Origin of the sequence: Streptomyces sp. NPDC048436 (assembly GCF_043200355.1) — a bacterium.
Classification (GTDB): domain Bacteria; phylum Actinomycetota; class Actinomycetes; order Streptomycetales; family Streptomycetaceae; genus Streptomyces.
Genome location: NZ_JBICXP010000002.1, coordinates 535,357 through 557,174 on the forward strand (window position 1 = coordinate 535,357; position 21,818 = coordinate 557,174).

At 71.0% G+C, this 21,818-nt stretch carries 26 protein-coding genes and 1 pseudogene; 14 read left to right on the forward strand and 13 right to left on the reverse strand.

Annotation, left to right across the window (positions count from 1 at the left end):
• Positions 1–484 precede the first annotated feature (484 nt).
• Complete coding sequence (locus ACGFX9_RS08940; protein ID WP_393467001.1) at positions 485–1,567, forward strand: hypothetical protein; 1,083 nt, start codon at positions 485–487, stop codon at positions 1,565–1,567.
• A gap of 6 nt (positions 1,568–1,573) precedes the next feature.
• Here ACGFX9_RS08940 and ACGFX9_RS08945 read toward each other — a convergent pair whose 3' ends face one another.
• The gene (locus ACGFX9_RS08945; protein WP_393467004.1) at positions 1,574–1,972 is read right to left on the reverse strand and encodes a VOC family protein; all 399 of its coding nucleotides are present in this window, start codon (positions 1,970–1,972) and stop codon (positions 1,574–1,576) included.
• A gap of 110 nt (positions 1,973–2,082) precedes the next feature.
• Between ACGFX9_RS08945 and ACGFX9_RS08950 the strand changes: the two genes are divergently transcribed.
• Complete coding sequence (locus ACGFX9_RS08950; protein ID WP_393467006.1) at positions 2,083–3,072, forward strand: helix-turn-helix transcriptional regulator; 990 nt, start codon at positions 2,083–2,085, stop codon at positions 3,070–3,072.
• A gap of 25 nt (positions 3,073–3,097) precedes the next feature.
• On the opposite strand, the gene ACGFX9_RS08955 is transcribed toward ACGFX9_RS08950, so the two are convergent.
• Positions 3,098–3,685 (reverse strand): TetR/AcrR family transcriptional regulator, encoded by a 588-nt coding sequence (locus ACGFX9_RS08955; protein WP_393467009.1) that lies wholly within the window; start codon positions 3,683–3,685, stop codon positions 3,098–3,100.
• 135 nt (positions 3,686–3,820) lie between these two features.
• On the opposite strand from ACGFX9_RS08955, the gene ACGFX9_RS08960 reads away from it, so the two are divergent.
• Entirely contained in the window at positions 3,821–5,272 is a 1,452-nt protein-coding gene (locus ACGFX9_RS08960) for an amidase (protein WP_393467012.1), read from the forward strand.
• A 12-nt stretch (positions 5,273–5,284) separates the two neighbouring features.
• On the opposite strand, the gene ACGFX9_RS08965 is transcribed toward ACGFX9_RS08960, so the two are convergent.
• Both ACGFX9_RS08965 and ACGFX9_RS08970 read right to left on the reverse strand, forming a co-directional pair.
• Complete coding sequence (locus ACGFX9_RS08965; RefSeq protein ID WP_393468308.1) at positions 5,285–6,151, reverse strand: serine hydrolase; 867 nt, start codon at positions 6,149–6,151, stop codon at positions 5,285–5,287.
• A gap of 44 nt (positions 6,152–6,195) precedes the next feature.
• Positions 6,196–7,068 (reverse strand): LysR family transcriptional regulator, encoded by an 873-nt coding sequence (locus ACGFX9_RS08970; protein ID WP_393467015.1) that lies wholly within the window; start codon positions 7,066–7,068, stop codon positions 6,196–6,198.
• 160 nt (positions 7,069–7,228) lie between these two features.
• Between ACGFX9_RS08970 and ACGFX9_RS08975 the strand changes: the two genes are divergently transcribed.
• Positions 7,229–8,878, forward strand: coding sequence for a penicillin-binding transpeptidase domain-containing protein (locus ACGFX9_RS08975; RefSeq protein WP_393467017.1), 1,650 nt, complete (start codon positions 7,229–7,231; stop codon positions 8,876–8,878).
• A gap of 91 nt (positions 8,879–8,969) precedes the next feature.
• Complete coding sequence (gene bla, locus ACGFX9_RS08980; RefSeq protein WP_393467020.1) at positions 8,970–9,926, forward strand: class A beta-lactamase; 957 nt, start codon at positions 8,970–8,972, stop codon at positions 9,924–9,926.
• A 9-nt stretch (positions 9,927–9,935) separates the two neighbouring features.
• Here the strand turns inward: bla and ACGFX9_RS08985 are convergent, their stop codons facing one another.
• Positions 9,936–10,829 (reverse strand): NAD-dependent protein deacetylase, encoded by an 894-nt coding sequence (locus ACGFX9_RS08985; protein WP_393467023.1) that lies wholly within the window; start codon positions 10,827–10,829, stop codon positions 9,936–9,938.
• 134 nt (positions 10,830–10,963) lie between these two features.
• On the opposite strand from ACGFX9_RS08985, the gene ACGFX9_RS08990 reads away from it, so the two are divergent.
• Positions 10,964–11,626, forward strand: a complete 663-nt coding sequence (locus ACGFX9_RS08990; RefSeq protein ID WP_393467024.1) for an endonuclease — start codon at positions 10,964–10,966, stop codon at positions 11,624–11,626.
• Positions 11,627–11,653: 27 nt separating this feature from the next.
• On the opposite strand, the gene ACGFX9_RS08995 is transcribed toward ACGFX9_RS08990, so the two are convergent.
• A complete protein-coding gene (locus tag ACGFX9_RS08995) occupies positions 11,654–13,147 on the reverse strand; it encodes an MFS transporter (RefSeq protein WP_393467026.1) in 1,494 nt (497 codons plus the stop codon).
• Between the two features lie 252 nt (positions 13,148–13,399).
• On the opposite strand from ACGFX9_RS08995, the gene ACGFX9_RS09000 reads away from it, so the two are divergent.
• Genes ACGFX9_RS09000 through ACGFX9_RS09030 form a run of 7 tightly spaced genes read left to right on the forward strand, consistent with a single transcriptional unit; the run spans position 13,400 to position 17,597 of the window.
• The gene (locus ACGFX9_RS09000; RefSeq protein ID WP_393467028.1) at positions 13,400–13,771 is read left to right on the forward strand and encodes a VOC family protein; all 372 of its coding nucleotides are present in this window, start codon (positions 13,400–13,402) and stop codon (positions 13,769–13,771) included.
• Positions 13,772–13,788: 17 nt separating this feature from the next.
• Complete coding sequence (locus ACGFX9_RS09005; RefSeq protein WP_393467030.1) at positions 13,789–13,956, forward strand: hypothetical protein; 168 nt, start codon at positions 13,789–13,791, stop codon at positions 13,954–13,956.
• Entirely contained in the window at positions 13,953–14,414 is a 462-nt protein-coding gene (locus ACGFX9_RS09010; RefSeq protein WP_393467031.1) for a monovalent cation/H+ antiporter complex subunit F, read from the forward strand. The genes ACGFX9_RS09005 and ACGFX9_RS09010 overlap by 4 nt, the downstream gene beginning before the upstream one ends.
• Positions 14,415–14,465: 51 nt before the next feature.
• Positions 14,466–14,738 (forward strand): Na(+)/H(+) antiporter subunit B, encoded by a 273-nt coding sequence (locus tag ACGFX9_RS09015; protein ID WP_393467033.1) that lies wholly within the window; start codon positions 14,466–14,468, stop codon positions 14,736–14,738.
• Positions 14,735–15,493, forward strand: coding sequence for an MnhB domain-containing protein (locus ACGFX9_RS09020; protein ID WP_393467035.1), 759 nt, complete (start codon positions 14,735–14,737; stop codon positions 15,491–15,493). The genes ACGFX9_RS09015 and ACGFX9_RS09020 overlap by 4 nt, the downstream gene beginning before the upstream one ends.
• Entirely contained in the window at positions 15,493–15,840 is a 348-nt protein-coding gene (locus ACGFX9_RS09025) for a sodium:proton antiporter (RefSeq protein WP_393467037.1), read from the forward strand. The genes ACGFX9_RS09020 and ACGFX9_RS09025 overlap by 1 nt, the downstream gene beginning before the upstream one ends.
• Entirely contained in the window at positions 15,837–17,597 is a 1,761-nt protein-coding gene (locus ACGFX9_RS09030) for a complex I subunit 5 family protein (RefSeq protein WP_393467040.1), read from the forward strand. The genes ACGFX9_RS09025 and ACGFX9_RS09030 overlap by 4 nt, the downstream gene beginning before the upstream one ends.
• Positions 17,598–17,636: 39 nt before the next feature.
• On the opposite strand, the gene ACGFX9_RS09035 is transcribed toward ACGFX9_RS09030, so the two are convergent.
• From ACGFX9_RS09035 to ACGFX9_RS09060, 6 genes and pseudogenes are all read right to left on the reverse strand, one after another.
• Entirely contained in the window at positions 17,637–18,179 is a 543-nt protein-coding gene (locus tag ACGFX9_RS09035; RefSeq protein WP_393467042.1) for a type 1 glutamine amidotransferase domain-containing protein, read from the reverse strand.
• 82 nt (positions 18,180–18,261) lie between these two features.
• Complete coding sequence (locus ACGFX9_RS09040) at positions 18,262–18,426, reverse strand: SDR family NAD(P)-dependent oxidoreductase (RefSeq protein ID WP_393467044.1); 165 nt, start codon at positions 18,424–18,426, stop codon at positions 18,262–18,264.
• A 160-nt stretch (positions 18,427–18,586) separates the two neighbouring features.
• On the reverse strand, positions 18,587–18,940 hold the full coding sequence (locus tag ACGFX9_RS09045; RefSeq protein ID WP_393467047.1) for a PRC-barrel domain-containing protein: 354 nt from the start codon (positions 18,938–18,940) through the stop codon (positions 18,587–18,589).
• Positions 18,941–19,041: 101 nt separating this feature from the next.
• Positions 19,042–19,140 (reverse strand): annotated as a pseudogene (locus ACGFX9_RS09050) (carotenoid oxygenase family protein); the annotation flags it as partial.
• 18 nt (positions 19,141–19,158) lie between these two features.
• Positions 19,159–19,479, reverse strand: a complete 321-nt coding sequence (locus ACGFX9_RS09055; RefSeq protein ID WP_393467050.1) for a hypothetical protein — start codon at positions 19,477–19,479, stop codon at positions 19,159–19,161.
• A 31-nt stretch (positions 19,480–19,510) separates the two neighbouring features.
• On the reverse strand, positions 19,511–20,065 hold the full coding sequence (locus tag ACGFX9_RS09060; RefSeq protein ID WP_393467053.1) for a DoxX family protein: 555 nt from the start codon (positions 20,063–20,065) through the stop codon (positions 19,511–19,513).
• Between the two features lie 238 nt (positions 20,066–20,303).
• On the opposite strand from ACGFX9_RS09060, the gene ACGFX9_RS09065 reads away from it, so the two are divergent.
• On the forward strand, positions 20,304–20,876 hold the full coding sequence (locus tag ACGFX9_RS09065; RefSeq protein ID WP_393467056.1) for an HPP family protein: 573 nt from the start codon (positions 20,304–20,306) through the stop codon (positions 20,874–20,876).
• Here ACGFX9_RS09065 and ACGFX9_RS09070 read toward each other — a convergent pair.
• Complete coding sequence (locus tag ACGFX9_RS09070; protein ID WP_393467059.1) at positions 20,864–21,649, reverse strand: MBL fold metallo-hydrolase; 786 nt, start codon at positions 21,647–21,649, stop codon at positions 20,864–20,866. The two genes, ACGFX9_RS09065 and ACGFX9_RS09070, sit on opposite strands and share 13 nt — an antisense overlap.
• Between the last annotated feature and the right edge of the window lie 169 nt (positions 21,650–21,818).

Sequence of the window (21,818 nt, forward strand, 5' to 3'; positions counted from 1 at the left end):
GGCCGCGAGCCATCGCACGCCTGTACCGGTCACCCTTGCCTCCTCGAGGGGAAGTCACATGGCATCACATGACCTCTCCATGGGTGAGGTTATGGGAGAGGCTGCCGACAGCACATGTGGTGTCCGGTTCTCGGACACCGCCGCGGCTCTGTTGACCGTGTTCGGCCGGCGGCGCTGGATCACTTCCGCGGGCACGGGCATCAACGAGGAGGAAGTTCCCCGGAGCGGCACCCCGGGTCACCGTCGCCTTCGACCGCACTCGCCGGCGGGACGGCCGGACACTCCGGTGGAGGGCGGATAGGGGACTTCTCCAGTGGCGGGGCGGAAGAAGCGTGCATAGAACGGGATACACGCTCAATTGCGGCACGCCTCGGTGTCCCGGTGAAATGGAGAAGCGAAGATGTCCGCTGAGTCATTCTCTGCCACGACGAACACTTCCGGCACCGCTCAGTTCGGAAACCCGCCCCCGCCTCCCCCGCCGCCCTTGCCTCCCACCGCCCCCTGGCAGCAGGCGATCGACGAGCACATCGGCGACGACCCCCCGGGGCCGGTCACGGACGAGGCCGTCGACATGCTCGACGACCCCGCGGAATGGACGACTCCGGACGCCGACGACGACGCTGTGGAGGAGCTGATACGCGTCGCTGTGGTGTCACGCCCCCTGGACGATGTCGTCGCGCTGGTCACCCGCCTGGAGCAGTCGCCGGACAGCTTGCCCACCGCGGCCTCCGTGCTGCGGCTGGCCGCCGTCGCCCGCTCCGTGGACGACGTCACGCGGCTGGTGGACCTCCTGGGGCCGCCGAAGCACCCCGCCGGGCACATGGACGACGCCATCCGGCATGCCGCCGAGGAGCGGCCCATCCCTGAGGTGAGCCGTCTCGTCCATCTGCTGTCCCGCCCCCCGCAGGACCCGCACGCCGGTGCCGAGGCGGTGCACGCGGCCGCCACGAGCAGGTCCGTCGAGGACCTGATGCAGCTGATAGGCAGCCTGAAGGACCACAAGGACGCCGAGATCTCGGAGGCCGAAGCGTGGCCCCCGGCCGCGTCGGCGGCGGCCCTCGCCGAAGCCATCGCGCCTGACACCTCCACGACCACGACCACGGACGCGTCCGCGGACACGGGCACCGGCACGGACACCGCTGCCGAGAACAGGCGGACCGGCTATCGGGCCTTGGCGTGGCTGAGCCGCGTGGCAGGGGTGCTCGTGCTGCTCTGCGCGGCGGCCCATTTCCCGCTGAACTGGACGGACGCGCCCACCGTGGGCCTCTGGGCGGCGCTCGCCGTCTTCGCCGTCTGCGCCGCGGCAGGCGTTGCGCTGTGCCTGACCCGGTCAGCGGTCGTGGCCGTGGCGAGCACGCTGGCCGCCGGTGCGCTGGCCGTCGCCCACCTCGTGGACGACCGGATCGACTCCACGACCCTCGGCTACGTACTGCAGCCGGGCGGCCTGGCGTCGCCGCTTCCGGCCATCGCGGCAGCGGTCGCCGCACTGGCCTCTCTGCTGGTCGTCGCCCTGGCGGTGGCCGGCCTCAGGGCCGCGGCGGCTGATCCTCACCGAGTGCCCCAGTAGGCGGCGTCAACGAGCGAACTTCTCCCTGGCGGCCTCGGTGACCGGGGTGAAGAAGTTGACGAGGTTCCCGTCGGGGTCGCGGAAGAGCAGCGACCGGTTGCCCCAGGGCATCGTGGTGGGCTCGTTGACGAAGTCGGCGACAACGCCGGACAGGTTCCCGTACACGCGGTCCACGTCGTCGACGAGGAACTCGATGATCACGCTGTGGTTGTCCGCCGGGCGGGAGGAACCCGGGGCGAACAGCGGGACGGTGCGGGTGCCGGCGATCGCGAGGGTCGCGCTGGAGGTGCTGAGTTCGGCGAAGTCCTCGGTGGCCCAGGTCGCCGACACCCCCGTGGCCTTCTCGTAGAACTCGACGAGGCGTGCGACGTCGCTGGTGATGATGCGGATCGAGACGAAGTCCATGGTGTTCTCCCAGGTCGGTAGAGCGAGCTGAGCTGCTGCCCTGCTGTGTTCCGCAGGCTAGGACAGATAGTGGACAGAATCGGTCCACTATTGACGTTAGGCTTCGGGACATGTCTCGACCTACCGGGCGCGTGCTGACCCTCTTGGAGCTGCTGCAGTCGGGCGGCATCCGGACGGTGGCCGAGCTCGCCGGCAAGCTCGGCGTCGACGGCCGGACCGTGCGGCGCTATGTGGACCAGCTGAACGACCTCGACGTACCGGTGGAAGCGGTGCGGGGCCGCTACGGCGGGTACCGGCTCGGCTCCGGGTACCGGCTGCCTCCACTCATGCTCAGCGATGACGAGGCGCTCGCCGTGCTGCTCGGCCTGGTCGCAGGGCGCCGGGCGGGACTGATGACGGCGGCGGACACGGCGAGCGAGACGGCGGCGGCCAAGATCCGCAGGGTGCTGCCGCAGCGTGTGGCCCGCAGGCTCGACACGGTCCTGGACTCCCTCGCGTTCACGGCTCCGCCCGGCACGTTCGCCACCCCGGACGCCGAGGTCCTGCTCACCGTCGCCGATGCGATCCGCCACCGACGACCGATCTCGGTCAGGTACACCGACCGCGACGGCCGGCGCAGCGAACGCTCGCTGCACGCCTATGGGATCGTCGCCCATTCGGGCCGGTGGTACGTCACGGGCGCGGACCCCGGGATCGGCGAGGACCGGACCTTCCGGCTCGACCGCATCGAAGGCGCGAGGACACTGCCCGGCTCGTTCGAGGCACCGGCCGAACTCGACCCGGCGCAGCGCGTGCTGACGGGGTTCGCCACAGCCGAGTACCGGCACGAGGTGACCCTGCGGATCCACGGGACGGTCGAGCAGATCCGCGCCCGCCTTCCGGCGAGCGTCGCAAGCCTGGAGGAGGATGCTCCCGCGGCGGGCGGGGATCCGGCGGCCGAGCGTTGGCTGCGCGTCGAGCTGCGGGCGGAACGGCTGGAGTGGCTGCCGCCGGTCCTCGCCTCGCTTGACCGGCCGTTCGTCATCGAGCGCCCGGACGAACTACGCGGCCTCGTCACCGCGTTCGCCGACCGCCTCGCGTCCCGCGCCCGCGAGGCCTGACGGCTCAGTTCCTTCGGGCCCTGGTCTACCGGTCCACGATGCCCTCGACGATCCTCATCAGCCGCTCCCCCGCCTGATCGATGCTTCCGTTGTGCGTGCTGACCTGCGCGCCTTCGAGTACGAAGGTGATCTCGGCCGCGGCCTGCTCCGGGTCCGTCAGCCCGGCCGCCGCGCACATGCCGACCAGCCTGCGGGTCTGCTCGGCCTTGTGCTTCTCGATCACCTGCCGCGCGGGGTGGGAGCGGTCGGGCAGCTCGGCGATGGAGTTGATGAACGGGCAGCCCCGGTGCGAGATCGCCGGCAATCCCTCGGCGATGAAGCGGGCCAGGCCCAGGATCTGCTCCCTGGGCCTGCCGGGGTGTTCGGCCTCGACCCGGTCGAAGGCCGCCTGGTAATCGGCGGCGAGGATCCGCAGCCACTCGGCGACCAGCGCGTCCTTGGTCTCGAAGTGCCGGTAGATCGCCATTTTGGTGGTCTCGGCCCTGTCGGCGATCACCTGGACGCTCACCCGCCGGATCCCCTCGCTCTGGAAGAGCTCCTCCGCCGCATCGAGGATGCGCTCACGAGGCGGCAGTTTCGCAACCCTGCTCGGCCTTCTGGCAGGCGATGCCATGACTGCTCCCTGACGTCCGGTCCGGTGTAGGGCCACTCACCCGCTCAGCCCCTGCTACGGTACCAGTCCGTCCCGGGCGATACCGAGCGGTATCGCCCAGGACTCATAGGTATCGCTCTATCTCTGGGAGTGACAGTGAGAATTGCCGAGTACGCGAGGTTCGACGCCGTAGGGCTCGCGGAGCTGGTGGCCAAGGGTGAAGTGACCCCCGGCGAGCTGGGAGCAGCCGCACGCGAGGCCGCTCAGGCGGTCAACCCGCGGATCAACGCCATCGTGGAGACCTGGCCGGCCGACGACGAGCCCACTCCGGGCAGCACGCCGCTGGCCGGGGTCCCTTTCCTGATCAAGGACATCGCGGTTGCCATGGCGGGCAAGCCGATGGAGCTGGGCAGCCGTCTCGCGGTCGGCAACGTCGCCGCCGCGGATTCCGCTCTGATGGTGCGTTTCCGTCGCGCCGGCCTCGTCACGTTCGGGCGCACCTCGACACCGGAAATGGCCTACAGCAACACGACGGAACCAGTGCTGTACGGCGCGACCCGCAACCCGTGGGACCTGGAGCGAAGCGCTGGCGGATCCAGCGGCGGCGCGGGCGCGGCTGTCGCCGCCGGGGTGGTGCCGCTCGCACACGCCACCGACGCCGCAGGCTCGATCCGCATACCCGCCGCCCATAACGGCCTCTTCGGGCTGAAGCCCACCCGCGGCCGGGTCTCCATGGGGCCTGACTTCGACGAGGTCTTCAACGGGCTTGCCGTGCACGGCAGTGTCAGCCGCACCGTGCGCGACAGTGCCGTACTGCTCGACCAGATCCGCGGCCCGGAGCCGGGTGACCCCTACTTCGCCCAGGAGCCGTCCCGGCCGTACGCGCAGGAAGTGACCCGCCATCCGGGCTCGCTGCGGATCGGTGTCCTCGGCCAGGCGTGGGGCGGACGCCGTACTACCGCACCAGTGGCCGACGCTCTCTCACGAACCGTGCGCCTGCTCGAATCCCTCGGCCATCAGGTGGAGGAGGTGAGCGTCGGCCTCGGGGTCGACTGGGAGGAGTTCCTCCTGGCCGGTGCCCGCCAGTGGACGGCGAATCTCACGGCCTCGATCGACGAACTGGCCGCCGCCTTCGGCCGGCCCGTCGACTCCTCGACCCTTGAGCCGCCCACCCTTGCCAGCTACCACTACGGGAAGCGGGTCAGTGGCGCCGAGTTCGTCGCCGCTCTCGCGATCCGCAACCGGGTCGCCCGAAGCCTGGCGCGGTACTTCGACACTCACGACATGCTGCTCACCCCGACCTTGCCGCAGCTTCCACTGCCCTTGGGCGCCCTTGCCGAAGGTGCGGAGGCACTCGACGGCCTGGGCTGGCTTCGCCGCCTCTTCGACGTCTCGCCGTTCACCGCGGCGTTCAACGTCGCGGGCACGCCCGCCATGTCGGTGCCTGTGGCGGCCGACGCCGGGACGGGGCTGCCGGTCGGCATGCAGTTCGCCGCCGGTTACGGGCACGAAGGCCGTCTCTTCCGTCTCGCCGGACAACTCGAACAGGCAAGCCCCTGGTCGGGCCGGACCCCCGCAGTTTGGGCGGGGGATCAACCGGGCCGGTAACGGGCCTCTTCGTCACGTGCCCTGGCGGCCTCTCAGCTCCTCCACCGCGGCCCGTGCCGCCGTGCCGATCACCGCGTCGGCGCGCGGAAGTCTGTTGTCGGACCGGGCGGCCTTGGTGAACACCACGGCCGTGTAGGTACTGCCGTCCGCGAGTTCGACCACGCCCGCTTCATGGCGCATGGCTCCGAAGGTGCCGGTCTTGCCGTAGACGGTGACGTCGTCGTAGGGAAATCCCGAGGCGAGCCGATGCGTCCACGGCTGTCGGCGCATCACCTCGCGCATAAAGGCGCAGCGGTCGTCGGACGCGGCCTGTCCGGTCCAGATGGCGCGCAGGAGGCGGGCCATGTCCGCCGGTGTGGTGGATGCCTTGTACGCCGGGTCGTACACCCCGGGGGGCACGACGGTGTCGTTGTCCGCGACGTGTGCCAGGGCCGCGTCCAGCGAGGGGGCGCCCGTTTCGGCGACGAGCCGGCTGTACGTGCTGACGACGCCCCCGTGGATGTGGGTGCCGGGCATGCCCAGGTCACGGCACATGGCGTCCACCACGTCCGGGCCGACCGCCCGGAGGACGGCGTCGGCCGAGGTGTTGTCGGAGATGGTCATCATCAGGATCACCATGTCGCGCAGCGACAGCGTGACGGGGTCGCGCAGGATGGAGACGCCGGTCGGGCCGGGAACGCGTTCGTCGGGCTCCAGGGTCAGCCTGCGGCGCGGGTCGATGAGACCGGCGTCCGCGAGGCGGCAGAAGGCGGCCATCAGAGGCACCTTGTAGATCGATCCCATGGGCAGCTGCTCGTCGGGATCGATGGTCACCTGGGCCGATGGGCGGTGCAGTTCCGCCACGTGCAGCCAGCCGCGGACACCCGCGTCGTCGAACATGCCGCGGATGTCCCGCTCCACGGCGCTGCCTGGCCTCCTCACGCTCACGGTGCCTCCTTCCGGGTCAGGGCGTCCTCGAGCAGTTGAGCGGTCTCGGCGGTCTCCTTCGCGCCCGGATGCCGGGGGTCCCAGGCCACCCGCAGGCGCAGTGGGAGGGGCGGGTCCGCCGTCGCCCGCCGCTCGACACCCGTCGCCGTCAGTGTGTCGTCGGCCGTGACAAGCACTGCCTGGCCCGCGGCCACCAGGGCGAGCCCCGCGCGCTCATCGGAAACCGTCACGGTTTCCACCCGGCGGCCACGGCTGGCCAGGGTGTCGACGAACAGGTCGTGGGCCGCGGGTGCTTCGGCTCGCGGACGTACGGCGACGGGCAGACGCGCCGACAACGCGCCGTCGGCGTCAGCTCGTTGGGCGGGGGTCAGCATCCAGGTCGGCAGCAGGATGACGCGACCTGCGGCGAGACCGTGCAGTACGGAGGGGTGGCGGATCACGGCGATGTCGAGGCGCCCGGCGGCAACCTCCCCGAGCAGCACGGAAGTTGACGCCGTCACCATACCGATCCGGGTCCGTTCCCCTGTACGGACCGGCGCGGCGGCCACATCGGCGGCGAGAGGCGTCGGCACCTCGGGGGCAAGGCCGATCCGCAGGCGGCGGCCGTCCGCGTGCTCACGGGCACCGGTCTCGCGGAGTTCCACGAGGGCGGCCAGCGCTCTGCGGGCGTGCGGGAGCAGCTGAGTCCCCTCCTCGGTGAGGGACACTCCTCTCTCGCGGTCGAAGAGGCGGACCCCGAGCAGAGCCTCCAGCCGGCGCAGGCCCTGTGACAGAGGCGGCTGGGTGATGCCCACACGCTGCGCGGCGGTCCCGAAATGCTCCTCCTCCGCCAGCGCGATGAAGATTTCCAGATGCCGTTCCGTCAGCACTCCGTACCTCCTGGCGTGCAGCGATACAGCTTGCGAATCGCTGTGATGCCGAGAGCATATTCGACATACGGGACGGGCGCGGGCTTGACTCCCGATCGGGGGTCGGCCGAGCCGGCTGCGGCAGCGGGCCGACCAGGCCCGACTTGAAACGGAGAGCACCTTGACGCGTACCGACAGCTGGAACGGTCCCGCCCCGCACGGGCGGTCACGACGCCGGCGGGGAGTGCTCGGCATCTTCGTGGCCCTCGTCCTGCTGTCGGGAGGCGGGTATGCCGTCTTCGGCCTGATGGGCGACGACGCGCAGGAGGAAGACGCTCAAGTGGCCTCCGCCCACAAGCCGTTGGCCGCGTTCCTCGCCGCGTGGGCCGGGCACGACGCGCGGAAGGCCGCGAGCTACACCGACACACCCGGTGGTGCCACCTCGCTCCTCACCTCCGTGCTGACCAATCTCAAGCCCTCCAAGACGACCATCGTCGAGGGGCAGGGCGAGAAGAACGGTGAAGGGGAGGTGCGCTTCCCCTTCACCGTGGACATGGCGGTTCCGGGTGCGGGTGACATCACCTGGCGCTCCCGGGCGCGGGTGATCGAGGCGTCGGGGGCGTGGAAGGTCGAGTTCACCTCGCCGATGATTCATCCGGAACTGAAGCCGGGGCAGACGCTCGCGCTGGAGGGCGGCGACAGGGCGGAAGTGCTCGACACCAACGGCGACCCGCTCCGGGCCGGAAGCCTTGTCGGCACCGTCGATCCGGCCAGCGGCAAGGGCACATCCGGTCTTGAGGCCCGTTACGACGACGTCCTGTCCGGGGGCAAGAAGGCGGGCCGTTCCCTGGTGGTCGCGGACCGGCAGAGCGGGCGCCCTGTCAAGCACCTCACCAAGGCCGCGAAGACCGAGGGCCGCCCGGTGCACACCACGATCGACCCGCGTATTCAGGAGGCGGCGGCCAAAGCCCTGAACGGGGTCGACGTCAAGGCGGCCATCGTCGCCGTCAACCCGCGCAACGGTCACATCCTCGCCGCGGCGAACCGGCCCGGCGGCCTCAACCGTGCCCTGGAAGGGCGCTATCCGCCCGGTTCCGTCTTCAAGGTCGTCACAGCGGCGGCCCTCCTCAAGGGCGGCATACGCTCCGAAGACCCCGCGCCCTGCCCGAAGTTCGCGCGCGTGGACGGGCAGCGCTTCGAGAACCAGGAGCAGTTCGAACTCCCGGCAGGTTCGACGTTCGGGGACGCCTTCGCCCAGTCCTGCAACACCTACTTCGTCAACGCCCGGAGCGAGCTCTCCGACACAGACCTGCGGGACGCGGCCCAGGCGTTCGGCATCGGTGGCGACTGGGACGTGGGCACGACCACCTACGACGGCAGCGTCCCCGTCACGAAGGGCGACAACGACAAGGCCGCCGCGACCATCGGCCAGGCGCGCGTTCAGGCCTCACCGCTGGTGATGGCGTCCGTCGCTGCGACCGTCAAAAGCGGTACGTTCAGCCAGCCGACGCTGGTGCCGGACGCGGTGAAGAAGAAGTACACCGCCCCGGTGGCACTGGACGGCGAGGTGGCAGGCCACCTCCGCGAGCTGATGCGCGCCACCGTCACCAAGGGCTCCGCCCACGCGCTGAAGGACCTGCCCGGTCAGCCGCACGCGAAGACCGGAACCGCCGAATTCGGCAACGCGGCCCCGCCGCGCACGCACGCCTGGATGATCGGCTACCAGGGCGAGTCCGATCTCGCGTGGGCGGTGCTCCTGGAGGACGGAGGGTCCGGTGGTGCCGACGCGGGTCCGGTGGCCGCGCGATTCCTGAGCAACCTGGCCCGCTGAGCGGGCGGTTGTCACTCGCCCCCTCCTCCCAACCCCTCCATCCCCCCACCCGAGCGCCCGAACGTACGCCAGAACAGAGAGCCTGCGCCCCATGCACATCACGCACACCACGCACATCCGAACCACCGCCGCCTCCCGTCGTGCCGCGCTCGCCACGCTGGCCGGACTCGCGGCCCTGCCGCTCTCCGGGTGCACGGCAGCCACCCCGGATGCGGACTCCCCCACCTCACCCGCCCCCAAGCCCCCCACATCGACGCCCGCCGATCCCCGTACTAAGCGCGCATTCGCCAAACTGGAACGGAAGTTCGACGCCCGCCTTGGGGTCTACGCGGTCGACACCGGCAGCGGCGAAACCGTCGCCCACCGGCCCGACGAACGCTTCGCGTACGCCTCCACCTGTAAGGCCCTGCTCGCCGGTGCCGTACTGGACAAGCACTCCCTCAGGCAGCTCGACCGGCTCGTGCGCTACGGCCGCGACGAGCTCATCCCCAACTCACCGATCACCGAGAAGCACGTGGCCACCGGGCTGACCCTGCGTGAGCTGTGCGATGCCGCCGTCCGCTACAGCGACAACGCCGCGGCCAACCTCCTCTTCCGCGAACTCGGCGGGCCCGGCGGGCTGCAGGACGCCCTGCGCGGCCTCGGCGACCGTGTCACCCGGTGCGACCGCTACGAAGTCGCCCTCAGCGACGGCACGCCCGGCGACCGCCGCGACACCAGCACGCCCCGCGCCCTCGCCACCGACCTGCGCGCCTATGTCCTCGGGGACGCCCTCCCCACCGGCAAGCGGGCCGTGCTGACCGACTGGCTCAAGCGCAACACCACCGGCGACGAGACCATCCGCGCCGGAGCCCCCGACAGCTGGCAGATCGGCGACAAGACGGGCACGGGCGGCTACGGCACCCGCAACGACATCGCCATCGCCTGGCCTCCCGGCGGCGCTCCGATCGCCCTGGCCGTCCTCTCCCGCCGCGACACCAAGGACGCGAAACGCGACGACGCCCTCATCGCCCAAGCCGCCGAAGTCGCCTTCGGAGTGTTGGTCTAGGGCCACCCGTCACAGAGACGCCCCCGCCACGACGGCGTGCAGTGCCTCCCCGAGGGGCAACCCGACGCGGTGGGCTGCCCAGCGGTCGCCGCGGGTCGGGCCCTGGTTGATGATCAGGACCGGCGTGCCGGACTGCGCCGCCTGGCGCACGAAACGCAGCCCGGACATGACCGTCAGGGAGGAGCCGAGCACGAGCAGCGCGGCGGCCCCGTCGACGAGGCGCCGGCACGCCGCGACCCGCTCGGGCGGGACGTTCTCGCCGAAGAAGACGACGTCCGGCTTGAGGACCCCGGTGCCGCAGGCGGAACATGCCACCACCCGGAATTCGCGGACCGCCTCGTCGGGCAGGTCCACGTCGCCGTCCGGATTGACCCGCGCGGCACGGTGGTGCTCCGCGGCGGCCTCGAACCGGGGGTTGGCCTCACGCAGCCGCCGGTCGAGCTCCGAACGGGTGCAGGCCAGGCCGCAGCCCAGGCAGATCACCCGGTTCAGGCTCCCGTGGAGCTCGATGACGTCCCGGGCCCCGGCGGACTGCTGCAGCCCGTCGACGTTCTGTGTGATCACGCCGGAGACGAGGCCTGCTTGGGCCAGCGCGGTCACGGCCCGATGACCGGCGTTCGGGCGGGCCCGCGTCATGGCCCGCCAACCCAGCTGGCTGCGGGCCCAGTACCGCTGCCGTGCCTGCTCGCCGCCGACGAACTCCTGGAACGTCATGGGGGTGTGCCGGCGCAGCGAACCGTGCTCGCCGCGGTAGTCCGGGATACCCGACTCGGTGGACAGCCCCGCACCGCTCAGCACCGCGACCCCGCCCGCGCGCACCGCGTCGACGACAGCGGTGAGGTCGGTCGAGGCCGGGGGGAGGCCGCCGGTGGGTTCCCAGGTCAACGTGGGTCGCGTCCGCATGCCTGCCAGCTTACGTATCCGGCGCCCCGCCGTACCCGCGATGCCGGTCGAGCCCGTTCGCCCTAGCTTGGATGTGCGTGCTCCGGGTACGCGAGGCGCCCCGGCAACCGAGCCCACGTCCAGGAGGTGGAGACATGGTCGCGCAGACGGCAGTGATGCGAGAACTGATGAAGACTTCGGGCCAGACGTACGCGGCGGAGGCGGGGATCCGTTTGACGGACACTCCCCAGCCGCTCTACCGCACGCTCGTCCTTTCCTGTCTGCTCAGCGCCCGGATCCGGGCATCCGTGGCGGTGGCGAGCACCCGGGCGCTGTACGAGGCGGGGATGCGGGGTCCGCGCCAGATGGCCGACGCCTCGTGGCAGCAGCGGGTCGACGCCCTGGGACGCGGCGGCTATCGACGCTACGACGAGCGGACCGCCACCCAACTCGGCGACGGCGCCGAGCTGGTGCTCGACGAGTGGGGCGGAGACCTCCGCAGGGTGCGTGCGGAGGCCGACGGCGACACGGCGGTCCTGAAGCGGCGCTTGAGGAAGGTGCCGGGCCTCGGTCCCACCGGCGCGGACATCTTCCTGCGTGAGGTGCAGGACGTGTGGACCGAGTACCAGCCCTACCTGGATCCCAAGGTGATCAAGGGGGCCGAGCGGCTCGGCCTGCCCGAGAACGCTTCCGGGCTGATGCGCCTCGCGGGGAAGGAGCAGCCGGGCGTCCTGGCCGCGGCGCTCGTCCGGGCCGCTCTCGACGAGAAGCTGGCCAAGGACAGCCTCGACCGGGCAGCCGCCGGCGGCGCTTCCTGACGCATCCGGCGCCGCGGAGTCTCCCCCTCACGACGCCTTCGGGGAGGACGCCGCCGACAAAGGCGTGGCGATGTCCTCCAGTGACCGCTGCTCCGCCCGTACCGCGAGCGCCGCCGCCACAAGACCCGCCGCGCACATCAGCCCCGCGCCGATCTGGAAGGCGAGGACCGTCTCACCGACGACGCCCGACTCGGTCAGGTCCGCGAAGATCAGCGGGCCACTGATGCCGCCGGCCGCGGTTCCGATGGCGTAGAAGAAGGCGATGGCCATGGCCCTGGTCTCCATCGGGAAGATCTCGGAGACGGTGAGATAGGCGCTGCTCGCGCCCGCCGAGGCGAAGAAGAGCACCACACACCAGCAGGCGGTCAGCGTCACCGCGCTCAGCGAGCCCCGGCCGAAGAGCCAGGCCGTGCCGAAGAGAAGGACGCCGGAGAGCAGATACGTCGAGGAGATCATGATCCGGCGGCCCACCGTGTCGAAGAGCTTGCCGAGGAAGAGCGGGCCCAGGAAGTTCCCGGCCGCGATGACGGCGAAGTAGTAGCCGGTTCTGCCCGAGGGGACGTCGTAGAACTTGGCGAGGATCGCGCCGAAGCCGAAGGTGATGGCGTTGTAGAGGAACGCCTGGCCGATGAAGAGCGACAGGCCGAGTACCGCACGCTTGGGATAGTCGCGGAAGACGGTCTTGGCGATGAGGCCGAACCCGATGCTCTTGCGCTGATGGATGGTGATCTCTCGGTCGGGCGGCGGCAGGCGCTCGCCCTTCTCCTCCTCGATCTCCCGCTCCACCGCCGAGACGAGACCTTCCGCCTCCTCGCCGCGGCCGTGGATGAACTGCCAGCGGGGGCTCTCCGGGACGTGTCGGCGCACCAGGAGGATCACCAGGCCGAGGACGACGCCGAGGGCGAAGGTGAGCCGCCAGCCCAGGTCCTTGGGGAAGATGCCGGTGTTCAGCATGACCACCGAGAGCAGCGAGCCGCCGATCGCGCCAAGCCAGTAGCTGCCGTTGATGATCAGGTCGACGCGGCCGCGGTACTTGGACGGGATCAGCTCGTCGATGGCCGAGTTGATGGCCGCGTACTCACCGCCGATGCCGAAACCGGTCAGGAACCGGAAGAGGAAGAACCACCAGGCTTCGAAGGAGAGCGCCGTGAGGGCGGTCGCGGCGAGGTACACCGCGAGGGTGATCATGAAGAGCTTTCTGCGGCCGAACTTGTCGGTGAGCCACCCGAAGAAGAGCGCCCCGGCGCAGGCCCCCGCCACGTACAGGGCCGCCGCGATGCCGGTGACCTGCGCGGAGCTGATGGCGAGTCCGCTGCCCTCCTCGGAGAGGCGGGCAGCGATGTTGCCGACGGTGGTGACCTCAAGGCCGTCCAGGATCCAGACCGTGCCGAGGCCCACGACGATCATCCAGTGCCAGCGGGACCAGGGCAGCCGGTCGAGGCGTGCGGGCACAGCCGTGGTGACGGTGTTCCCGGTGCCTGGGGCCGGGGCCGGTGAGTCGGGCGAGGTCGACGCGGTCATGGCGGGCGGCTCCTTCCGCTCCCTCAGCGCCGAGCGAGCCCCTCCAGAGTGCCCAGGACATGCGCTCTCACGCGCGCCTTCGCCCATCGACACGCAGGGAGGCCGTGGTGGGCCGGATCGGGACGAAGGCCATGGGAGAGTGCGTCCGCGCGGGAGGGGCACGCGGCATGCAACCGACGCCGGAGGGCACCCGTCCGCCGAGGACGTCGATCGACAGTGAACGATATGGATACAGAAGAAGGGACCCACCCCATGCCCGTCGCCCAATTCTGTCTGGTCGCGGTGGACTGCCCCGACCCCGCCGCCCTCGGCGGCTTCTACGCCGCGCTCCTCGGCGGTGAGCTCAAGCAGGACAGCGAGGACTGGTACGACCTGTACGCGCCGGGGGGCCACCGCATCGCCTTCCAGCGCGCCGCGGGACACCGGCCCCCGCAGTGGCCCCGCGCCGACGACAACTCACAGCAGCTGCACCTGGACTTCGAGGTGACGGACATGGCGGCGGCCGAGGCGCAGGCCCTGTCCCTCGGCGCCATGCCGTTGGACCTGGACGACCAGGACGGTCAGCGCGGCTTCCGCGTGTACGCGGACCCGGCTGGGCATCCCTTCTGCCTGTGCCGCGCCTGACACGCCGTCACCCGTCGATGGTTCGCGCGAGTGCGGAGTTCCTGGCCTGGTGGGTCGTGCTCTTCGCTCTGTGGATCGTGCTGATCACCGCCGTCGACCTCCTGGAGCTGGCCGTGGGGGGCTTCTGTGCGCTGGCGGGCGCCTTGGCCGCGACCGCGGCCCGTCGCGCGGCGAGCTCCCGGTGAGCGCGTGGATCGTGTGCGGGGCCGCGCTCTTGGGGCTCGGGCTGCCACCGGTGATCTGGGGTGCGGCGTCGGGCCCGCTGGCCCGAAGGATCCTCGCCCAGAACACCGGCAGCACGGTGGTCGCCCTGGCGTTCCTGCTCATGGCCCAGGGGTACGGGCGCCCCTCGTACGCCGATCTGTCGCTGGTACTCGCTCTTCTGGGCCCCGTGGGCACCCTCGTGTGCGTGCGGCTGCTCGCCGACGACCTGCGGTCGGGTGCGCCCCGCGGGGCGACAGCGGTGACGATCGCGTGCGTCGCCTCGGCCGTGGCGGTGACCGTGGCCGTCTGCGCGGCGGCGTCGCCCGGCCGGGCGACGGTGAAGCTCGTCGTCATCGGGGCGCTGGTGGCCGTCGGCAATGTGATCGCGTCGCGGGCCCTTGTGACGGGTGTGGTGGATGAGGCGGATGCGGCTCAGTGAGTGGGGCAGCGGACGGCGCAGTGGACGGCGGGTACTCAAGAGTGAGGCGACATGAGCGACGACCTGATGATCACCGTGTGTCTCGTGCTGGTCGCCGCGTCGGCGACGGTGGCGGTCATGGTGCGTGAACCGGCCCGGCAGGCGCTCGTCCTCGCCGTGCTTGGGCTGACCCTTGCCGCCCTGTTCACGGCTCTGCAGGCACCTGACGTGGCGCTGTCCCAACTGGCGGTGGGGGCGGTCCTCACGCCGCTGCTGATGTTGCTGTCCGTCCGCAAGGTCAGACGCCGTAAGCGAACCAGGACCGGTGAGGGGGCGGGGCGTTGAGCACCCGGCTGCGGTACTGGATCCTCGGGGTGGGCGCGGTCGGTCTCGCGGCCCTGTTCATCGGCGCGTTCGTGTCCCTGCCCGGTTTCGGCGGCGAGCGGCATCCCTACGGTGACCGTGCCACCAAGGAAGCCCTGGCGCGGCACACCGCCAATGTCGTCTCGTCCGTCAACTTCGACCAGCGGGCCTTCGACACCCTGGGCGAGGAGTCGATCCTGTTCACCGCGGTCGTGGGGACCGTCGTCCTGTTGCGCCAGACCCGCGACGAGGACCGCGTGCCTCCCCGTCCCGCGGGCGTCGACCCCTGGGTGCGGCGGTACGCGCTCCTGCTGCTTCCGGTGGCCCTGGTGGTCGGCCTGTATGTCGTCGCACACGGTCAACTGAGCCCGGGCGGCGGCTTCCAGGGAGGCGTCATCGTGGCTACCTCGGTGCACCTCCTCTATATCGGGGTCGACTACCGGGCCCTGGAGCGGATCAGGCCTGTCTGGTTGTACGAGGTGGGGGACGCGGTGGGCGAGGCCGCCTATCTGCTCGTGGGTGTGGGCGGACTCATCGGCGGGGTCGCGTTCCTGGCGAACACGCTGCCGTACGGGACGTTCAACACGCTGGCCTCGGGCGGCACCGTCCCACTGCTGAATCTGGCGGTGGGCATCGAAGTGGCCTGCGCGGTCGTCGTGCTGGTGAGCCGTTTCCTCGACCAGGCCGTGGAGATCACCCCTGACGGGCACCCCGGCGAAGAGGCGAGGTCGAAGTGATGCATGTCTTCCCGTACCTGGTGTCCGGCTGGATCTTCCTGGTCGGCTGTTACGGCCTTGCCACCAGCCGTCATCTGGTGCACGCGGTCGGCTGCCTGGCGGTCTGCCAGTCAGCCACGTACGTGCTTCTGCTGGCCGTCGGTTACCGCGCCGGCGGCACCGCCCCCGTCCACTCCGATCTGGCCCCGCATTCGCGCCCCTTGGTCGACCCCGTGGTCCAGGCGCTCGCCCTGACCGACGTCGTGGTGGGGGCGACGGTGACCGCACTGCTGCTGGCCCTCGTGATCCAGGTGGCCAAACGCCACGGCACAGCCGATCCCGACGAGCTGTCCGAGCTGCGCGGATGAGCCAACTCCTGCCGTTGGTCGTGGTTCTGCCGCTGCTGGGCGCCGCCCTCCTCGTCACCGCGGGCCGAATGCTGCCGCGCTTCGCGGTCGACTCCATCGCGGCCGTGGTGGCCACCGGGACCTGCGCGCTCGCCGCCGTCCTTCTCGCGCACTCCTCCCCGAGCGCCACGGAGTGGGTCGGCGGATGGGAGCCGCACGCGGGCCGCAGCGTGGGCATCGTCCTGGTCGGGGACGGCCCGGGCACCGGGCTCGCGACGCTCGTCTCCCTGCTGACCGTGGCCGTCCTGGTCTACTCCTGGCGCTACTTCGACGAGGTGCCGCACGGGCACGCGGGATCGTTCCCCGCGCTCGTCCTCCTCTTCCAGGCGGGCATGTGCGGCTTCACGCTGACCGGCGACCTGTTCAACGCCTTCGTCTTCTTCGAACTGATGGGTGTCGCCGCCTACGCCCTGACGGGCTACCGCGTGGAGGAGCGCAAGGCCGTCCAAGGAGCTCTCACCTTCGGCGTCATCAACTCCCTCGGCGCGTATGCGACGTTGATGGGCATCGCCCTGCTGTACGCCCGCACCGGGGCGCTGGGCATGCGGCAGATCGGGGCCGCTCTCGGCGCCGAAGGCCGGCCGGACGGCCTGGTCCTCGCCTCCTTCGTCCTGGTGATGACGGGACTGCTGGTGAAGGCGGCCGCCGTCCCCTTCCACTTCTGGCTTCCGGACGCCCACGCCGTGGCACCGACCCCGGTGTGCATGCTGCTGTCGGGCGTCATGGTCGAGCTGGGTGTCTACGGGATATGGCGCGTGTACACCCAGGTCTTCGCCGGACCCGGCGGTCTCCCCGCGGAGAATTTCACCCGCTGTCTTGTCACCTTGGGCGCTGCGACGGCCCTGGTAGGCGCCCTGTTGTGCTGGCAGCAGCATCATCTCAAGCGTCTGCTCGCCTACTCGACGATCGCGCACACCGGGCTCTTCCTCCTCGGCATCGGCCTCCTGCGCCCGGAGTCGACCGCCGGTGTCGCCCTGTACGTGCTGGGCCACGCGGGCGCCAAGGCCGCGCTGTTCGCGTGCACCGGCATCCTGCTCGACCGATACGGCAGCGTGGACGAACACGAACTCCACGGCAGGGCAAGGGAGTTGCGCGGGGTCGCGCTGCTCTACACCACCGCGGGCCTCGCCCTGGCGGGGCTGCCGCCGTTCGGTACGGCCCTGGGCAAGGGAGCGGTCGAGGAGACCGCCGGCGGCTTCGGCACCGTGCTGTTTCTCGTCGTCTCGGCGCTCACCGGCGCCGCCGTGCTCCGTGTCGCCGCCCGGGTGTTCTGGGGCATGGGCGCCCGTTGCGACAGCTCGCCGTCGCTCTCGACGTCCGGAGGCCACGAGGAGCCCGAGACCCGGGGCCGGCTGCTGCGGGTACCCCTGCCGATGGTGGCCGTGCCGACCGCGCTGCTGGCCGGCTCACTGGCAGTCGGCCTCATCCCCGCTCTCGCCACAGGGACCGCCCGGGGGTTCGGCGCCGCGGCGCAGGCCGCCCCGCACTGGACGCCCGGCTCGATTCTCACCGGGCTGCTGTCCGTGGCGGGAGCGGCCGGATGCGCCGCCCTGGCCCTGCGCCGCGAGGCACCGGCGGAGCCCTACGCCTGGACGGCGCCGCTGCTGCGTCTGCACTCCGGGCACATCGGGGATTACGTGGCCTGGTTCGTGCTGGGTACGGCGGCACTCGGCGCGCTGGCCCTTCCGGCCGTCCTCGGCGCCGGGCTCGGGCCTTGAGTCGGGCTTGAGTTCGGGCCTTGGAGGGGGGACGCCCGCTCAGCCGGCCTCTGCCGCGAACACGTCGAGGAACGCCTCGCAGAACGCCTTCAGGTCGTCCGGTTTGCGGCTGGTCACCAGCTTGTTCGGGCCGTGGTCGCAGATCTTCACCTGCTCGTCGACCCAGGTGCCGCCCGCGTTCTCGATGTCGGTCTTGAGGCTGGGCCACGAGGTGAGCACCCGGCCGCGTACGACGTCCGCCTCGACCAGGGTCCACGGGGCGTGGCAGATCGCGGCGACGGGTCGGCCCTGTCCGAAGAAGTCCGCGACGAACGCCACGGCCTTCTCGTCCGTCCGCAGCTGGTCCGGGTTGGCCACACCGCCCGGCAGGACCAACCCGCCGAAGGATTCGGCAGAGGCCTCGCCGACGACCTCGTCCACGGGGAACGTGTTCGCCTTGTCCAGGTGATGGAATCCCTGGACCTCGCCGGCCTGGGTGGACACGAGGACGGGTTCGTGGCCCGCGCTCTTCGCCGCCTGCCACGGCTCGGTGAGTTCGATCTCCTCGACGCCTTCGGGTGCGGTCAGAAATGCAATGCGCATGATCGTTCAGCTTCCTTTCTCGGTTGGCCGTCGCCCCTGGTACCCGTAGCCCCAGGGCCCATTCATCGTCATTCCGAGGTGGTCAGGAGTGTGCCCGGCGCTCGTCGCGGGCCGCGAGCGTGACGGCGCAGCCGCGGCGCACAAGCTGGTCGGCGATCAGGAGCCCCAGTCCTCTTGAGCCGCCGGTGACCAGGGCGGAGAGTCCGTCGAGGGAGCCGGTCGTGTGGGAGGTCGGTGGCGTGGGCATGGGGTGTCTCCCGCTGTCCGTTCGTCGTCGTCACTGCTTCCCGTACGAGCCTTGCCCGGGAGCGCCGAGTCGGCCAGTTGGGCGCTCCACCGGCTGCACCATCTGCGGAGGGGGCGACCGGAGTGTTCCCGGCCGCCCCCAGAAGTACTGAACGAACGCGTCAGCCGCGGCGGTAACTGTCGTAGTAGCCGCCGATCTGGTCGTGGTACGCGGAATCGCCGACGTGCTTGTCCTTGTCGAACTCCGGGGAATCCTTGATCTGGTCCTTGGTGAGGTCGACGAAGATCTTGCGCTCCGTCGGGTCGACGGTACGGATCGTGCCGGCGGGCAGCAGAACGTGCTTGCCGAAGATCCAGACGCCGATGTCGACCACGAGGTACGAGGAGTTGACGTCGTCCGAGTGCTTGTCGACCTTTCCGATGCTGCCGTCGGCCGCCTCGACCTTGTACCCGACGAGGTCGGTGCCCGGCGCGTACCCGGAGGTCGGCTGGTAGCCCCAGATGTTGTCACTCATAAAACGGCTCCCTCATGTATGGGAAGAGGCACTGTCCGAGCACCTCGGGTGCCCGGCGGACCCGCTCCCACACACTCACGCGCGCGTGAATCCCCGCTCGGCTACAGGTCCGCCACCCAGCTCCCGTGGAACCCGAGCGGCACCCTCCCGGGCAGCTGGACACGCGCCGGTGGACGGCCCGTGAAGTCCTGTGCCGAGAGGCCTGGGCCGCCGAGGCGTCACGCCGGGTTGTCCATGCCGGTCACGGCCGGCGGGCCCAGGGGCGCGGCGTCGGCGTCGAAGCCCGCCTCTCGCAGCGTCTCCGCCACCGTCGCCACGGCCTTGGCCTCCGCTTCTCCGCTCGTCGCGGCGGTCACCTCAAGGCGGGCGCTGAACGTGTTGTTGTCGTGGACGGTCAGTACGTCGAGGTCTTCCTCGCGCCCCAGCTCCGTCTTGTGGGGATCGGCCGGACGCAGACGCCGCGCGATGTCGGCCCTCGCGTCATCGTCCGGTGGACGCAGGAACGTGCCCGGTACGGTGATGACATAGGTGGTGGTCACGGGGGCGGCCGTCCTCTCGCGGTGGTCGGATTCAGCGGTGCCTTGCGACATTCTGCTGCACGGTCGACGGGAGCGCCCGTACAGCGTCCGTCGCACTGTGCACGGCGTGGGACGCGTCGCGCTGACCGTGGCGCACACGCTTGCGTCCGGTCGACATGGCGCCCCGTGCGCGATAGGCCGCCGACGGCTTGCCGTGCGTGTCGGCCGCCGCGATGAGCAGGCCGCCCAGGAGCGAGACGTTCTTCAGGAACTCCGTGCGCTGCTGCGCCCGCCGCTCGGGGTCCTTCTCCTTCCACCAGGCGTGCCCGGCCAGGGTCGTCGGTACGAGCGAGCCGGCGAGGGCGAGTGCCGCGGCGCGGGGCCAACGGCCCGTGGCCAGCAGCAGCCCTGCGCCTATCTGCACCGCCGCGTTGATCCTGACGAGCTGCTCCGGATCCTCCGGCAGCCCCGGCACCCGGGACGCCACGGGGACCGCCACCGGCTCTGCCGCAGGGGCCACCCGCGCAGGATCACGCAGTGTGGAAAGCCCTCCTGCGATGAAGGCGGAGGACAACATCGGACGTGCGCATTTCCTCAGTACAGCCATGCCGGACCGTCTTCCCCCACATCACGTCTTCAGTCTCATAAACCCCCGAACAGGGACCTGACCTCGGACGACGCGGCACGACTTCGTATGATCGACGCAGAGTACGCGGACGCCCCGACCCCGGGCCGCCGATGCCCGCGCCCCCTGCCGACCGCACGGGCGGCCGTGGCGACTCGTGCCCCACTGCCGTCACGCCGTCCGGGTCTCCCGTCGGCCGAGTTCCGGAACGTCCCTTCCTTTGAGCATCGACGAAGCCATCGAGGCGCCGCCCGCGCCTGCCCACCCGCGCCCGCCCCAACGCCCGCGCACCCGCATCCTGCCCCGCCTCGCGGGCCGCGCCCCCGCCCCGCCGCCCGCGGGCACCGCCCTGCACAGCATCAGTGCCGTCACCGCCGTGCTGCTTGCCCTGGTCGCCGTCGGCTCCGTCGTCCACGAACCGGTCCTCATACCCCCGCTGGCGGCGTCCGCAGCGATCGTGCACAGCGTCCCCCGGCTGCCGCTGGCCCAGCCGCGCAGCGTGATCGCCGGGCACCTGCTGTGTGCCGGCATCGGATACGCGGTCCTCGCCGCGCTCGGCAGCACCCCCTGGGCCGCCGCGCTGGCCGCGGGCATCGGCCTCGCCGTGATGACGGCGGCCCGCACACCGCACTCGCCGGCCTGCGCGACCGCCGTGGCCATCGTCCTGAACCACCCCCGGCCCATGACCTTCGTACCGCTGCTCGCGGGCTCGGTCATCGTGCTCGTCCTGGCCGGCTGGGCCGCCTCCTGTGCCCGCCCCCAGGCCCCGCGCTATCCCGCCTACTGGTGGTGACCGGCCCGGCCGACGGTGAAAGTGGAGCCGGGCTCGGCGTAGGCGACGGGGCCGTCGAACCGTGCCGCGGGGCGTGTCACCGCCTGGCGCGGGGTGAGGAAGCGGCCGACATGCGTGACGATCAACCGCCCCGCTCGCGCCGCACCGGCCGTGTCGCCGGCGTCCTCGGGGGTGTGATGCACCTGTTCGTCGTCGCTCGGCGCCCGGTCGCTCTCCGCCTCGCACAGCAGCACGTCACACTCCTCGGCCAGTCGTGTGAGGCCGTGGCAGGGGGCCGTGTCCCCTGAGTAGACGAGCGACCGGCCGCCGGCCTCGACGCGGACGGCGAAGGCCGGCATCCCGTGCGCCACGGCCCGGCTGGTCAAGGTGAGCGCACCCACGTGTGCCCGGTGCCCGTCGTGCAGCTCACGCACCTCGAACGCGGCTTCGACGGGGCTGCGCTCATCGGTGTTGGTGAGGAAGTCGGCCAGCCGGTCGGCGATGCCCGGCGGTCCGTACAGCGGAAGGGGCGCGGCACGTCGTACGTCCGCGTAGAGCAGGGCGTAGTAGGCGGTGAGCAGATCGGCGGTGTGATCGGCGTGCAGGTGTGAGATCCAGACGGCGTCCAGCTCGTCGAGCCGGGTGTACCGCTGCAACTGCGCCAGTGTGCCGCTGCCCGCGTCCACCCATATGCGGGTGTCGCCGCTGGACACCAAGTACCCGGAGCACGGGTTGTCCACGGTCGCGTAGGGCGTCGCGCAGCCCAGGACGGTGAGACTGAGATCGCTGGTCATCCGGGGAGCTTAGAACGCTTGATCGCCTGCACCCAGCCGTCTCGGGGGACGCTGGAGAAGCGGCGGGAACCGCGGGAGCGGGAGAAGCTGGTCTGGCTGGAGCAGCTGGAGGAATTCGGCCGGAAGGAGATGCCGGACGCACGAGTGCCACGGACCATGCTGGGAATGC